Below are 14072 nucleotides of genomic sequence, written 5' to 3'. Positions count from 1 at the left end.
CGAATTACGATCATGGAAAACGGGGTTTCATGGCTACACGATCGCGACGCCGGACCGTCGGGGAGGTCGGTGCGGCGTCCGAGGACATTTTCGATCCGACGGCGGTGCAGCGGCGGGGGTTGCTGTATCGAGCGGGGTCGGTGATCGAGTTCCCGGGTCCCGGGATATCGGCGGAAGAGGCCGCCGCGCAAGCGGAGTCGTGTGCACCGTATTACGCGGCCGCGGTGGAGTGGATCGAGGCGAAGATCCCCGTGGACGGGGGCCGCGGGCTCCCGGCGGAGCCCGGACCCCTCGGCGCGGTGCCCGTCGACGTGGCGGCCGCCCTGCTCTCCCGGATCACACAGCTCGGCTGGCGCGCCACGAGCAAGCAGCGGGCGCAGGCCGACGCGGAGACCCTGGGACTGCTCGAGCACTGGTACCACGAGCGAGGCATCGAGTTCATCGTGGAGGCGGTGCTGCTCGCGGGCTCTCATCCACTGTGGTGGAAGGAGATCGGCTGGCACCGGGACGACGCCGCCGACGATCTGCGGCGCATTCTCGGACCGGTTCGCAATCGGCTCGCGGAGTTCGCGCCCGGCGACCCGGCGCTGAACGCCACCGTCGAGGTCATGGAGCGGTATCGGGCGGACGATATCCTGGGTCGCCGCGCCGTCATCGCCGCCGTACTGCTGCCGTGGCAGCGGGACTGGGTGTCCGCCGCCGTCGCTCGCGCCGCGGATGCACGCGACCACGGGCACGCGAGCGTACTGGTCGACGCCGCCGCCGAACCGGAACACCTGATCGCGCTCGGCCGTGTGCACAGCGGTTACAGTCCCGAGCCCGGGGTCGCGTTGGATACCGCGAAACAGGCGATCACACTGGTCAACTCGTTCGGATTCGACATCGCGCCGCTGCTGGCCTCCTGGATCGACCACTACACGGTCAGGGAACGCAAGATGCAGGCCCCGATCGCCGACGTGCTGGCGGTCATCCCGACGGACGCGGCGTTCGAGGAACTGATCGCGCGCACCGGGATACCGGTGGCGCTCACCGCGCTGCGCCACGCCACCGAACGCTTCCCCCGCCGCGCGCTGCGCCTGCTCGACCCGGAGCGCGACGCCGACACCCTCCGGGAATTGGTGCACGATCGGCCCGAACTGGCCCGCGACCACCTCCCGCACCTGTCCCCCGCCACCGCCGAATTGGTACGCGCCGCACTGGAACCGGCCGCGCCCGTCGACGACGACGCGCTACCGGAGATCCTGCGGACGCCGCCGTGGCTGCGCAAGCGCCCCAAACCGGCGGCGCTCGCTCTCACCGGTCCGCTCGAGGTCCGCTGTGCCTGGCTGCCGGAGGAACGTGCGCGGTGGCTGGCGGGGGCCGACCTGTCGAACTACAAGCCCCGTCCCGATCTGCGGGCGAACATGGGCACGCGCGCCCTCACCCCCACCGACCTTCTCGAAATGCTGTACGCGGGGCCGGAATTCACCCGTCCACTCCTGCCGGGAGCAACGCTGCAGTACGTGTGGGACCGCGCCGATCCGTTACGCGCGATCATCGCCGCCCACGAGACCGAGGCGTACCCGCTGGCGCTGTCCGCCGCCCGCGCGTTCAGTCGCGAGGTCCCCGACATCATCATGGCGTTCGAAAGCCCCGAGGTGGTGGCCCTGGTGGCACAGTGGCTCCAGCGGCGCACGCTGCGCGCGACGGGTGTGCGGTATCTGCGACGGCACGCCGGCTACGCCGCGCGCGTGCTGATTCCGGGAGCGGTCGGCAAAAGCGTCAAGGAACGCCGGGTGCACGGCCGTACCCTGCGCACACTGGCCGAACTCGGCCATCTGACCGAGATCCGTACGGCCGCAGCGGAATACGGACCACCCGCGGTGGCCGCGGTCGAGGCCGTGCTGGCCCTGGATCCCGCCGCGGACCTGCCTGCCCGGCTGCCCGCGATCCCGCCCTGGGTGAATCCCGCCGCGCTGCCGCCGATCACGCTGCGCGCCAACGGCCTACCGCTGCCGGCGGCGGCCGCCGAGCACGTCATCACCATGCTGCAGCTCGCCCTGCCCGGCGAACCCTACGTGGGTTTGGACACGATAAGACCGTACTGCGATACCCGTTCGCTGGCCGACTTCGGCTGGGAGCTGTACCAGCAGTGGTGGCGGGCGGGCGGTCCCACCAAATTCACCTGGATCTACGAGGCGCTCGGCGCGCTCGGGGACGACGACACCGTCGCCCTGCTGCTGGCCGATATCCGGGAGCGGCGGTCGGACCCGCGCTCGGTGAGCGCGCTGGACGCCTTCGTCACCCTCGGCAGTGATGCCGCCCTGCTGGCGTTGAAGACCATCGGCGACAAGGTCAAGACGCATCGGGTGCGCGAGGGCGCGCAGGCGCGCATCACCGACATCGCCGACCGGCGCGGACTCACCCCCGATCAGCTCGCCGATCGCCTCGTGCCGGACCTCGGACTCGACGAGAACGGCACGCTGACACTGGATTTCGGTCCCAGGCAGTTCATCGTCGGATTCGACGAGCGGCTGCAGCCCACCGTGGCGAACCTCGACGGCGCCACCGTCAAGGCCCTGCCCAAGCCGGGTGCGAAGGACGATTCGGCCCGGGCCGCGCAGGCGCACAGCACCTTCCGCGCCATGAAGCTCACCGTGCGAACGATGGCCGCCGATCAGATCAAACGGCTCGAACGCGCCATGGTCGAGCAGCGGCGCTTCACCGTCGAGGAATTTCGCACCGGCTTCGTCGCGCACCCGTGGCGCCGGCACATCACCCGGCGGCTGGTGTGGGGCGTGTACGAGGGCGAGAAGCTGGTGTCCACCTTCCGCATCGCCGAGGACCGCACCTGCGCGGACCAGGACGATCGGACACTACCGCTGGCCGAGGACGCCGAACTCGGCATCGCGCACCCGCTGCAGTTCGCCGACGCCGTCCCGGCCTGGAGTGAACTGTTCGCCGATTACGAACTGCTGCAACCCTTCGCGCAGCTCGGCCGGGACATCTACTCGGTTCCGCCCGAGCTGCTCGGCGACCACCGCATCCCCGACGACGGCACGGCGGTGGACAGTACCCGCCTGCTGGGCCTGACCGCGCGCGGCTGGCTGCCGCCCAAGAACACCGACGGCGCACACATGTGCGACTTCGAGAAGCCGCTGCCCGGCGGCCGCTTCCTGTCGGTGTCGGCCGATCCGGGTCTCATGGCCTGGGATCCGCGCGCGAATCCCACCCAGCACCTCACCGCCCGGCTGTGCCGTTCGCACCACCACCGCGGGGACATCACCTTCGCCGACCTCGACGAGGTCACCGCCTCGGAAGTACTGCGCGATCTCGCGTGGCTGAAAGCAGGAGCCCAGTGACCACGACCGAACACCTCCAGCGCCCGCCCGCCGAAATGCGCTGGGCCGCGGACCTGGCGCGTCTGCGCGAGAGCGACACCGCACCGCGCCCGCCCGGCTGGGCGCTGAGCGTGGACGCGGCCAAGCGCTTCATCGTCGGCGATCCCGCGCTCGGGATCGCCAACAAGTTCGTCGGGGACGCCTCGCTGGTCGATCGCGCGCTGGTGAGCCTGGCGACCACCCGCGGATTGCTGCTCACCGGCGAACCCGGCACCGCCAAATCACTGCTGTCCGAATTGCTGTCCTGCGCGATCTCCGGTGATTCCACGCTGACCATCCAGGGCGGAGCGGCCACCACCGAGGATCAGATCCGGTACGGCTGGAACTACGCCCTGCTGGTGTCGGAAGGACCGTCGGAGCGATCCATCGTGCCCGCGCCCATGATGCGCGGCATGCGGGACGGCAAGATCGTGCGCTTCGAGGAGATCACCCGCTGCCCCCTCGAGGTGCAGGACTCCATTCTCTCGCTGCTGTCCGATCGGGTGCTGGCGGTGCCCGAGCTCGGTGAGATGGTCTACGCCACCGAGGGTTTCAACGTCATCGCCACCGCGAACACCCGCGACCGCGGCGTCAACGACATGAGCGCCGCGCTCAAGCGCCGGTTCAATTTCGAAACCGTCTTCCCCATCAGCGATTTCGGCGCCGAACTGGCTCTGGTGGAAGCGGAGGCGGCCGCGCTGCTGCGGCGCTCGGGCGTCCCGCAGGCCCCGCCCCGGGACGTACTCGAGGTGCTGGTCACCGCGTTCCGCGAATTGCGCACCGGGGCCACCGCGTCGGGGACGCCGCTGGATCGCATGTCCTCGGTCATGAGCACCGCCGAGGCGGTATCGGTCGCGCACGCGGTCGGGCTGCGCGGATGGTATCTGCGGGGCGAAGCCGGCGACGGCGCGGATATCGTGCACTGCCTGGCGGGCACCGCCGCCAAGGACGATCCGGACGATCTCGCCCGGCTGCGCCGCTATCTGGAGCAGCAGGCCCCGCGCAAATCGGGACGGGCCTGGAAAGCCCTGCACGACGCTCGATTCCAGCTGCCGGGCTGACACCGTGCACGCTGAATCGATCGCTACGGCGGCGGGCACGGTGGCGGTCACCTTCATCGGTGTGCGCCACCACAGCCCGGCCTGTGCACGGCTGGTGCGCGACACCATTCGCGAGTTGCGGCCCGCGCACGTGCTCATCGAGGGACCGGCCGACATGAACGACCGGCTCGACGAACTGCTGCTCGGGCACGACCTGCCGATCGCGGTGTTCACCAGCTATCGCGACGACGAGCACCGGCACATGTCGTGGGCCCCGCTGTGCGACTACTCCCCCGAATGGGTGGGTCTGCGCGCGGGCCGCGACGCGGGCGCGCAGGTCCGGTTCATCGATCTGCCCGCCTGGCATCGCGCCTTCGCGGGCACCGAGAACCGCTACGCCGACGCCGAACGCCGCTACGAGCATGCCGTGGAACGCCTGTGCCGGGAGTTCGCGGTCGACAACATCGACGCGCTCTGGGACCACCTGTTCGAGCTCGGCGATCCCGCCACGCTGGCCGACCGCCTCGCCGCCTACTTCGAACTGGTCCGCGGTGACGATGACGCCTCCGACGGCGATCTCACCCGCGAGCGCTACATGGCGACCTGGCTGGACGCGGCCGTGGCCGATCTCGAAGGACGCGAAACCGGTTCCGGCCCGGCACATATCGTCGTGATCACCGGCGGATTCCACCGCCCGGCGTTGGTGCGGCACCTGCGGCGCCGGTCCGCGGCCGGCATCGGTCGAGACGGCAGCGATGGCGAGCACTCCGCCGCGGCCTCGGGTTCCGAGCCGGGCCGGGCCCCGCTGCCTGTCCGCGCGAAAGTCGATCACGATCAGGCGCGATCGGGGAACGGGCCCGAGTCCGTCATGGAACCAACGACATTCGAGCCGGACGGAGGTGATCCAGCGACCGCCGGGACGATCCGGTCCGACGCCACCGAGGGCACCGCCGCGCTCGGGTCCCCGGGGTGGCCGGTCGTGCCCGCGGCCCCGGCCACGGGAGCCGGCGGCAGCTACCTGGTGCCGTTCAGCTTCCGGCGACTGGACGCCTTCACCGGGTATCAGTCCGGGATGCCGTCGCCCGCCTACTACCAGCAGCTGTGGGAGGTGGGGGCCGAGGCCGCCGCCGAGGGGATCACCCGGGCGGTCGTGCGGCGGCTGCGCGAGCGCGGGCAGGCCGTATCCACCGCGTCGCTGATCGGGGCGCGCACGCTGACCGTGGGCCTGAGCCGGCTGCGCGGGCACGAATCGCCCTCGCGCACCGATGTTCTCGACGGGCTCGCCGGAACCCTGATCACCGAGGCCCTGGAGCAACCCCTGCCGTGGACCGGGCGCGGGCAATTGCCGGTCGGCACCGAACCCGTCGTGCTGGAGATGGTCGCGGCGCTCTCGGGCGACACCGTCGGCCGCCTGCACGCGAGCACCCCGCATCCCCCGCTGGTGCACGACGCGGCCGGCGAACTGCGGCGCTGCGGCATTCCCGACGAGGGCCGCCACGAACTCGACCTGACCACCGGCGGCGGCGTCGATGCCAGTCGCGTGCTGCATCGCCTGCGGGTCCTGGGGATTCCCGGCGTCGCCCGGCGCGGCGGACCCGCCCTGGGCCGTGCCCCCGAACTCACCGAAGTCTGGCTGCTGTCCCGCACCGAGATGCGGCTGCCCGCCCTGATCGAAGCCGGATCGCTCGGGGCTACCTGCGCCGAAGCCGCCGCCGCCCGGCTGGGTGAGCGCTTCGCCGCCGCCGGTTCCGACACCGGCGAACTCGCGGACGTGCTGTTCGACGCCACCCTGAGCGGGCTCTCGGAGCTGTCCGGGCGCATCGTCACCCAGGTGCGCACGCTCGTCGATGCCGCTGGAGCGCCCACCGGTCTCGGCAAGCTGCTGGCCGTCACCCTCGGATTGTGGCGCTACGACCGGATATTCGGCGCCGCGCAGTCGCCGACGCTGGCCGTGCTCATCGACGCGGCCGTGCTGCGCCTGCTGTGGCTGATCGAGGGCATCCGCGGCGGGCCCGCGCCCGCCGACGACCAACTGCTCGATGCCCTCGCCGCCGTGCGCGACGCGGCCCTGCACGCCGCACCGGTGCTGAGCGTCGAACGCGCGGATCTGGCGGGGGTGTTCCAGCGCTGCACGGCCGCGGACCGGCCACCCGCGCTGCGCGGTGCGGCCGTCGGCGCGGTCGCGGTACTCGACCCGGCAGCCGGGATCGACGTCGCGCACTCGGTGCGCCTGGCGGGCACGCCCGAGCTGCTCGGCGACTTTCTCGCCGGCCTGTTCGCCCTGGCTCGCGAACAGCTTCTCGACGCGGCACGGGATGATTCGACCGGCTCGGGGGAACCGCTGCTCGCGGTGCTCGACGAATTGGTCGCCGGCTTCGGCGACGAGGACTTCCTGGCGGCGCTGCCCGCGCTGCGCGTCGCCTTCGCCTGGTTCCCGCCGCGCGAACGCGCCCGGATCGGTGAACGTCTGCTCGGCATGCGCGGGCTGACCACCGACGTGTCCGCGCTGCTGCGCCTGGCCGCCGACGCCGACACCCTGGCGCACGCCCGCGCGGTCGAACTTCGAGTGGACCGGATGCTCGCCGAACACGGCCTGCTGGATCCGCCGACCGCTCTCGAATCCCTCTCCCCCGGAACAGAACTCGAGACCCCCGCATGACCGAACTCGATCCGGCCCTGGAACGCTGGCGGCTGATTCTCGGGACGCCCGGATCCACGGTCACGGGCGGCGCGGCCATGAGCGACGCCGGCGGCCGGCGCGACGCCGCCCTGGACTGGCTGTACGAACGCGACGGCGACCTGGACCGCCGCGACATCCGACGCACCGGCGGCGATGGGCCCTCCATCGTGCACGCGGTGGACTGGCTCGACGACATCCATCGCCTGTTCCCCAAGAGCACCATCGAACGCCTCGAACGCGATGCCGTGCAGCGCTTCGGATTACACGAGGTGCTGACCGATCCGGGCGTGCTCGAGCGCCTCGAGCCCAATGCCGAACTGCTCGGCGCGGTGCTGCGCACCAAACACCTGATGAATCCCGAGGTGCTGCGCATCGCGCGGCGCATCGTCGAGCAGGTGGTGCGCGACCTCATGGAGCGCATGGCCACCGAGGTCCGGGTGTGCTTCACCGGAACCCGATCGCGCCGGCCCAGCCGGATACCCCGCGCGGCCGACTTCGACTTCCCGAAGACGGTGCGTGCCAACCTCGCCCACTATCGGCCCGAGGAGAACAAGCTCTACGTCGAGACCGCGCATTTCCGGGCGCGAACCCGCAGGAACATGGACACCTGGCAGGTGATTCTGCTGGTGGATCAGTCCGGCTCCATGGTGAATTCGGTGATCCACTCCGCGGTGACGGCGGCGTGCCTGTGGAACCTGCCCGGTATCAAAACGCACCTGATCGCCTTCGACACCGACGTCGTCGATCTCACCCGCGACGTGGAGGACCCCGTCGAACTGCTCATGCGCGTGCAACTGGGCGGCGGCACGAACATCGGCCGCGCCCTCGCCTACGGCGCGCAGTTGATCGAACAGCCCCGGCGCACGATCGTCGCGCTCATCAGCGATTTCTACGAGGGCGGGGACGCGACGTTTCTCGTGCGCACCGCCGCGAACATGGTCGCCGAGGGGGTGCACGTGCTCGGGCTGGCCGCGCTGAACGAGGACGCGGATCCGGACTACGACCGTCACACCGGCCAGCGACTGGCCGACGTCGGCGTGCACATGGGCGCGATGACGCCCGGCGAACTGGCGAACTTCATCGCCGAGAAGATCGGATGACCCGGATGCGCGCCGACCTGCTCGCTCTCACCGACGATTCGCTCATCTCGCTCGCCAACCGCGGCATCTTCAAACGCGCGCTGAAGGAGAACGCCTCCGCGCCACCGGCACTCACCGAGGACGCGGACGGCACGGTCCGGGTCCGGTTCGCCGACGGGACCGAGACCACACTGCCGCCGGGGGCGACCCTGGAAGCCGCGCCGTGCGGCTGCGGTGCGACCTCGGTGTGCCGTCATCGCGTCATGGCGGTGCTGGCCTACCGCGACGGCTCCCCGGCCGCCGCGACGGCGGACGACCCGGATGCCGGCCCGGAGCGGTCATCGACGAGGGAGCTCGATCACGAAACCGCTGCGGCACAGCCGCCCTGGTCACCCGGCGAGTTCACCGACGACCAACTGAAGGAGCTGCTCGGCACGCGTGCCTTCACCGCCGCGCGCCGCGCACATCGGGCCGGGTACCGGGCGACCGTATGCCGGGCCACCGCCTCCGACCCGGTCGCCTCCGTCGAATTGTCCGCGGTGACAGTGCGTTTCCTGGTCCCCGGCGATCTCGGGTATGCCCGGGCCGACGCCGCCCGCGGGGCACGCACCGACGCCATCGCGCTGGCGGTCTGGGCCTTCCGGACCGCCGACGCTGCGGATGCGCGAGCGAGCAGGCTGGAGGTCTCGGTCGGCGCGTCGGCCGATGGTTCGGGCGCGGTCGCCGCCGCCGCGAGTGTGCGCGATCCACTCACCGATCTGCTCAACGACGGTGTCGCCCATGCCGGTCCGGCGTTGCCCGCGGTCTTCGGGGCCGCCCAGCGCACCCTGGATCAGGCCGGCGCCCGCTGGCCGCACGACGCGCTCACCGATCTCCTCGATCAGCTCGCCGCCTACCGTGACCGCAGCGCTCGCCACGATCCGCTGCACACCGCCGCCCTCATGACCGAACTCGTGGCCCGGCACCGCGCCGCGTCCCGGTCGGCGGTCACCGCCCTGGGCACCGAGGAGGCCGCGCAGACCCCGCTGCGGCACCTGCGGCTCACCGGCCTGGGCGCGCGCATCACCGGCAACGACGAATCCCGCGGCGTGGAAATCTATCTCGCGCATCACGATGCCCGGCTGGTCCTGGCGCTGCGGCACGACACCACGAACGCCGAGGGCGCGGAGCCGCCGAGCGCCGCGAGCCTGGGCAACCGCCGCACCGGCGCGGCCCGGCTCCGCGACCTCGCCGCGGGCAACGTGGTCACCGAATCCGCGGTGCGCTCGGCCAATCGCAGTGTGCGCCTGGCGAACAGCCGCGTGGCCCGCACCTCGGTGCTGCCCTCCGCCGGCGACTGGTCCACGCTGCCGCCCGAACTGCTGCTCACCGACCTGGACGCCGAGTCGGACCGCCTCGCCGCCCTTCCTCCCGCCCTCATCCGCCCCCGGGTACACGGGGAATCCGTTCGCGCCGTGGTCGTCACCGACGTCACCGCCGTGCACTACCTGCCCGGCGACCAGCGCCTCGAGGCCACCCTGCACGCTCCCGCCGGGACGGTGACCCTCTCCCACGCCCATTCCGGCGTCGCCCCGGGCGCGGTGGATGCCCTCGCGCACCTGCTGGCGGGCGAATCAGGCCCGGTCCGCTACGTCGCGGGCGCCCTGCGGCGCGTACACGGCCGCCTGGTCCTGGATCCGACCGCGGTGGTCGCGGGCGACACGGTGCACGTACCCTGCTTCGCGACGGCCGACACAGCACTCCCCCCGACCACCCACCCCGACGATCACTCCCCCCTCACCGCCGCCGTGACCGCCGCCCTCGCCCTGACGGCGGAGGTCCCCCACCGCGGCGCCCGCCACCTACCCCCCAGCTGGTTCACCCGCGCCGCCGAGTCCGCCGCGACCCTGCGCCGCCTCGGCCTCCCCACCGCTGCCGCCACCCTGACGACCCTCCACGAATCCCTCTCCGCCCCAACCCCTCCCACCCCCCTCGACACCTGGGCGACAACCCACCTCCGCCTCCTGCTAACCGCCGACCAACTCTGACCCCCACGGACAGCGAGGTACCCGTCCTCCGACGACAGGGTCGAGGGGCGGAACCCGCTCCGCCGCGGGCGGGCGCGCTTCGCCGCGCGTTACCGGAGTAGTCGTAGGTGAACCCGGCACCCGAGGATCATCGGCCCATAGTCGATCGCGGGCGCCTGCGGCAGCGGGGACGCGGCCGCGGGCGGGAACCCGGAGCGTCGATCACGGCGAACCATCGGCTTCGTTACAGAGATCCGGTAGCGGTCAAGCTGTTTCGGTCAGCAGGGCCAGATCGCGACGCCAAGCGGCGCACATCTCGACGTACGACGGCAGGCGGGCGGCCCTGAACTCCGTTGCGGACCAGTCTTTTTCAGCGACGGCGGCGGTCCACACGTAGGTCCAGGCGTAGGTCTCGCGGTCGCCCGCGTGTACCGGGATGGGGCGCAGGTCGTACTCGTCGTCCTCGAACGCGTCCAGTACCCGCCATTCGGGCGGGGTCAGGCCGTGCAGGAGGAAGCCGGGGGCGACGGCGGCGGGCGCGGGCACCAGGCCCGGGTACACCCGCTCCGGCAGCGCCGCCACCCGGCGGCCGGACGCGGTCGCGGCCTCCAACCCCGGTGTGCGGCCGAGCAATTCGTGCAGCACCGCCGGAAATTGCAGCGTCCCGTAGACGAACAGCGGTTCGCTTGCGGCGGGGTGCCGGCGGCGCGCCCAGCGCCCGGCCGAACTCATCGCCCGGCCAGCCGCGCGAAGATCGCCGGATCGTGCGAGTTGATCACGGTCAGCTGGTGGCCCTGCGCGCGCCGCAGCTCGCGCAGCCTGCTCTGATTCTCCCGATAGGCCCCGCGCACCAGCGACCCGGTCTCGTACAGCTTGACCTGCCACGGCGTGTGCGGCTGCTCCGGATCGATCGAACTCTCCACCATGAACGAATCACCGGCGTGCAGCAGCCAGCCCCGGCCCGAGTCGATGGCGTAGCCGACGTGCCCGCGGGTGTGGCCGATCAGCGGCACGGCCAGGATCTCCGGGGGCAGGCCGGGCAGATCGCGCACCGTGCCGAATCCGAACCAGTCCTCGCCGCCCTCGACCTCGTTCACCATCCACTTGGGTCCGTGCGCCCACTGCGGCGCGCGGTAGCGCAGCCGCTCGGACAGGGTGGGCAGCGCCATGGCGGCCCGGAACTCGGGGCCGTGCACGTGCACGGTCGCCTCCGGGAAATCGGCCAGGCCGCCGGAGTGATCGAGATCCAGATGCGTGAGCAGGATGTGCCGCACATCGCGCGGGTCGTAGCCGAGCCGCTGAATCTGCCGGACCGCGGTCTCGGCCTCGGCCAGTTTGGCGCCCAACGCGAATCGCGAAATGCCCACCATGCGCCCCGGATCCCGCACGCAATCGAGACCGTATCCGGTGTCGACCAGGACGAGTTCGTTCCGGGTCTCGATCAGCAAACAGTGATCGACGAGCCCGAACCCCATGGTGCCGCAGTTCAGATGGTGGATCCGCATGGGCTCGAGCGAACCAGAAGGCACCGAACCGGTCAATTGGAACCCCCAACAGCGCCTGCTCACGCACCCCGGAACCCGCCGCCGGGGTGCGCACGATCACACCTCAACCGAGGTCAGTGCGGCCGGTGACTGCGAATGATCTCCGCGAGCCGCTCGTAATCCTCCCCGCGCGCGGTGGACGAACGATAGGCCAGCCCCAGGGTCCGCCCCGGCGCGGGCGCGGCGAAGCGCGCGATATCCAAAGTGCCGCGCGAGGTTTCGGCCGCGACCGCCATCTCCGGAATCAGCGAGACGCCGAGATCGCCGGCCACGCACTGCACCACCGTCGCCAGCGAGGCGGCCCGGGTGTCACCCACCGCACCCGGATGCGCGTCGTTGGACCGGCACAGGTCCAGGGTCTGATCGCGCAGGCAGTGCCCCTCGTCGAGCAGCAGCAGCGGCAGTGCGTCCAGATCGGCGGGCCGCAGATCCGCGCGCCCGGCGAATTCGTGCCCGCGCGGCACCACGAGCACGAATTCCTCCGCGTAGAGCGGAATCTCGACCAGACCGGACGCGTCGGTCGGCAGCGCGAGCAGCGCCACGTCCAGCACCCCGGAGCGCAGGCCGTCCAGCAGCCGCCCGGTCTGATCCTCGATGATGTGCGGGACGAGCGTGGGCAGCTGCCTGCGCAGCTCGGGCAACAGCGTCGGCAGCACATACGGGGCAACCGTCGGAATGATGCCCAGCCGCAGGGTGCCGCCGAGCCCGGAACCCGCCGCCGAAGCCACGAATCGATCCGCGGCCTCGAGGGTCGCCATCGCCTGTGCCAGCAGTCTTTTGCCCGCCGGGGTGACCAGTACGCGCCGGGTACTGCGTTCGATCAGCTGCAATCCCAGTCCGTTTTCCAGCGATGCGAGGGCCTGGGATAACGTGGGCTGGCTCACTCCCAGCCGAGCCGCGGCGGTACCGAAGTGGCGATACTCGGCGATCGCTACGAACGCACGCAGCTGCGACAGGGTCGGCTGATAAGTTTGATCAGTCACGCCTATCAGTATAGTGCGACCGATCACCTTTACCTTTTACCCAGGTCGAGGCAAGATCGTTCGCAACAGTCACGACACGATCGATTCGACTACATACATAGAGGAGCAAGCATGGCCCTGCTGACCATCGGCGACCAGTTCCCCGCCTACAACCTCAAGGCTGTCATCGGCGGTGACCTGACGAAGGTGAACGCTCAGCAGCCCGACGACTACTTCACCCAGATCTCGAGCGACGACTACGCCGGCAAGTGGCGCATCGTCTTCTTCTGGCCGAAGGACTTCACCTTCGTGTGCCCGACCGAGATCGCCGCCTTCGGCAAGCTGAACGAGGAGTTCGCCGATCGCGACGCACAGGTGCTGGGCGCCTCGGTCGACAACGAGTTCGTGCACTTCCAGTGGCGCGCGCAGCACGAGGATCTCAAGACCCTCCCGTTCCCCATGCTGAGCGACCTCAAGCGTGAACTGGCCGCCGCCACCGGTGTTCTCAACGCCGACGGCGTCGCCGATCGCGCCACTTTCATCATCGACCCGAACAACGAGATCCAGTTCGTGTCCGTGACCGCGGGCTCGGTCGGCCGCAATGTCGACGAGGTGCTGCGGGTGCTCGACGCCCTGCAGTCCGACGAGCTCTGCGCCTGCAACTGGAAGAAGGGCGACCCGACCATCCAGGCCGGCGAGCTCATGACCGCTTCGGTCTGATCGACCCGCATTTCCATCGCACTGCGGCACCGATCGCCCAAGTAGTCCACGACCCAAAGGATTTCGCGCTGTGACCATCGAGAACCTCAAGAACTCCCTCCCCGAGTACGCCAAGGACCTCAAGCTCAACCTCTCCTCGATCGCCCGCACCACCGTGCTCAACGAGCAGCAGTTGTGGGGCACCCTGCTCGCGTCGGCGGCCGCCACCCGTTCGGCCACCACGCTGCGGGAGATCGCCGAGGAAGCCGCCGACACCCTGTCGGCCGAGGCGTACAACGCCGCATTGGGCGCCGCCTCGATCATGGGCATGAACAATGTGTTCTACCGGGGTAAGGCGTTCCTGGGCGGGCGTTACGACGATCTGCGCGCGGGCCTGCGTATGCAGATCATCGGTTCGCCCGGTGTGGACAAGGCCGATTTCGAGCTGTGGTCGTTCGCGGTGTCCTCGATCAACGGCTGCGCGCACTGCCTCGAAGCGCACGAGCACACCCTGCGCGAGGAGGGCGTGTCCCGTGAGGTGATCTTCGAATCGCTGCGCGTGGCCGCCATCGTGGCCGGCGTCGGCCAGGCCGTCGCCACCACCGAGGCGCTGGCCTCGGCCGCGGTCTGATTCCAGACCGCACGGACGTGATTCGGGAGCGGTAGTTCGGGTTCCCGAGCAGGGGCCGCGCACCCACGGGTG

At 70.7% G+C, this 14072-nt stretch carries 10 protein-coding genes; 7 read left to right on the top strand and 3 right to left on the bottom strand.

What is annotated here, in order from left to right; genetic code table 11:
• Positions 1-29: 29 nt before the first annotated feature.
• From ABZ319_RS15315 to ABZ319_RS15295, 5 genes are read left to right on the top strand one after another with little or no spacing between them, the layout of a single operon-like run.
• Positions 30-3341 carry a DUF4132 domain-containing protein gene (locus ABZ319_RS15315; RefSeq protein WP_354987022.1) on the top strand — a complete coding sequence of 1104 codons (3312 nt, stop codon included), beginning with the start codon at positions 30-32 and terminating at the stop codon, positions 3339-3341.
• Between the two features lie 35 nt (positions 3342-3376).
• Positions 3377-4420 (top strand): AAA family ATPase, encoded by a 1044-nt coding sequence (locus tag ABZ319_RS15310; RefSeq protein ID WP_354987079.1) that lies wholly within the window; start codon positions 3377-3379, stop codon positions 4418-4420.
• Positions 4421-4424: 4 nt separating this feature from the next.
• A complete protein-coding gene (locus ABZ319_RS15305; protein ID WP_354987021.1) occupies positions 4425-7058 on the top strand; it encodes a DUF5682 family protein in 2634 nt (877 codons plus the stop codon).
• Positions 7055-8179 (top strand): VWA domain-containing protein, encoded by a 1125-nt coding sequence (locus tag ABZ319_RS15300; protein ID WP_354987020.1) that lies wholly within the window; start codon positions 7055-7057, stop codon positions 8177-8179. The genes ABZ319_RS15305 and ABZ319_RS15300 overlap by 4 nt, the downstream gene beginning before the upstream one ends.
• Positions 8176-10185, top strand: coding sequence for a hypothetical protein (locus ABZ319_RS15295; RefSeq protein ID WP_354987019.1), 2010 nt, complete (start codon positions 8176-8178; stop codon positions 10183-10185). The genes ABZ319_RS15300 and ABZ319_RS15295 overlap by 4 nt, the downstream gene beginning before the upstream one ends.
• A gap of 243 nt (positions 10186-10428) precedes the next feature.
• On the opposite strand, the gene ABZ319_RS15290 is transcribed toward ABZ319_RS15295, so the two are convergent.
• From ABZ319_RS15290 to ABZ319_RS15280, 3 genes are all read right to left on the bottom strand, one after another.
• Positions 10429-10896: a gamma-glutamylcyclotransferase family protein gene (locus tag ABZ319_RS15290; RefSeq protein WP_354987018.1), complete on the bottom strand. Its 468-nt coding sequence runs from the start codon at positions 10894-10896 to the stop codon at positions 10429-10431.
• On the bottom strand, positions 10893-11669 hold the full coding sequence (locus tag ABZ319_RS15285; RefSeq protein WP_354987017.1) for an MBL fold metallo-hydrolase: 777 nt from the start codon (positions 11667-11669) through the stop codon (positions 10893-10895). The genes ABZ319_RS15290 and ABZ319_RS15285 overlap by 4 nt, the downstream gene beginning before the upstream one ends.
• Positions 11670-11782: 113 nt before the next feature.
• Positions 11783-12691 (bottom strand): LysR substrate-binding domain-containing protein, encoded by a 909-nt coding sequence (locus ABZ319_RS15280; protein WP_354987016.1) that lies wholly within the window; start codon positions 12689-12691, stop codon positions 11783-11785.
• Positions 12692-12802: 111 nt separating this feature from the next.
• Between ABZ319_RS15280 and ABZ319_RS15275 the strand changes: the two genes are divergently transcribed.
• Both ABZ319_RS15275 and ABZ319_RS15270 read left to right on the top strand, forming a co-directional pair.
• Positions 12803-13390: a peroxiredoxin gene (locus ABZ319_RS15275; RefSeq protein ID WP_354987015.1), complete on the top strand. Its 588-nt coding sequence runs from the start codon at positions 12803-12805 to the stop codon at positions 13388-13390.
• A 70-nt stretch (positions 13391-13460) separates the two neighbouring features.
• Entirely contained in the window at positions 13461-14000 is a 540-nt protein-coding gene (locus ABZ319_RS15270) for a carboxymuconolactone decarboxylase family protein (RefSeq protein WP_354987014.1), read from the top strand.
• Positions 14001-14072 lie beyond the last annotated feature (72 nt).

It is taken from the genome of Nocardia sp. NPDC005978 (assembly GCF_040614455.1).
Classification (GTDB): Bacteria; Actinomycetota; Actinomycetes; order Mycobacteriales; family Mycobacteriaceae; genus Nocardia.
Note: the sequence above shows the minus strand (reverse complement) of the source record. Positions and strands in the feature narration are given on the sequence as shown.

What these genes read in the sequence shown, in the direction of transcription:
- ABZ319_RS15315 (WP_354987022.1), top strand. Translation starts at nt 30, where the DNA reads ATGGCTACACGATCGCGACGCCGGACCGTCGGGGAGGTCGGTGCGGCG.
- ABZ319_RS15310 (WP_354987079.1), top strand. Translation starts at nt 3,377, where the DNA reads ATGCGCTGGGCCGCGGACCTGGCGCGTCTGCGCGAGAGCGACACCGCA.
- ABZ319_RS15300 (WP_354987020.1), top strand. Translation starts at nt 7,055, where the DNA reads ATGACCGAACTCGATCCGGCCCTGGAACGCTGGCGGCTGATTCTCGGG.
- ABZ319_RS15295 (WP_354987019.1), top strand. Translation starts at nt 8,176, where the DNA reads ATGACCCGGATGCGCGCCGACCTGCTCGCTCTCACCGACGATTCGCTC.
- ABZ319_RS15290 (WP_354987018.1), bottom strand. Translation starts at nt 10,896, where the DNA reads ATGAGTTCGGCCGGGCGCTGGGCGCGCCGCCGGCACCCCGCCGCAAGC.
- ABZ319_RS15285 (WP_354987017.1), bottom strand. Translation starts at nt 11,669, where the DNA reads ATGCGGATCCACCATCTGAACTGCGGCACCATGGGGTTCGGGCTCGTC.
- ABZ319_RS15275 (WP_354987015.1), top strand. Translation starts at nt 12,803, where the DNA reads ATGGCCCTGCTGACCATCGGCGACCAGTTCCCCGCCTACAACCTCAAG.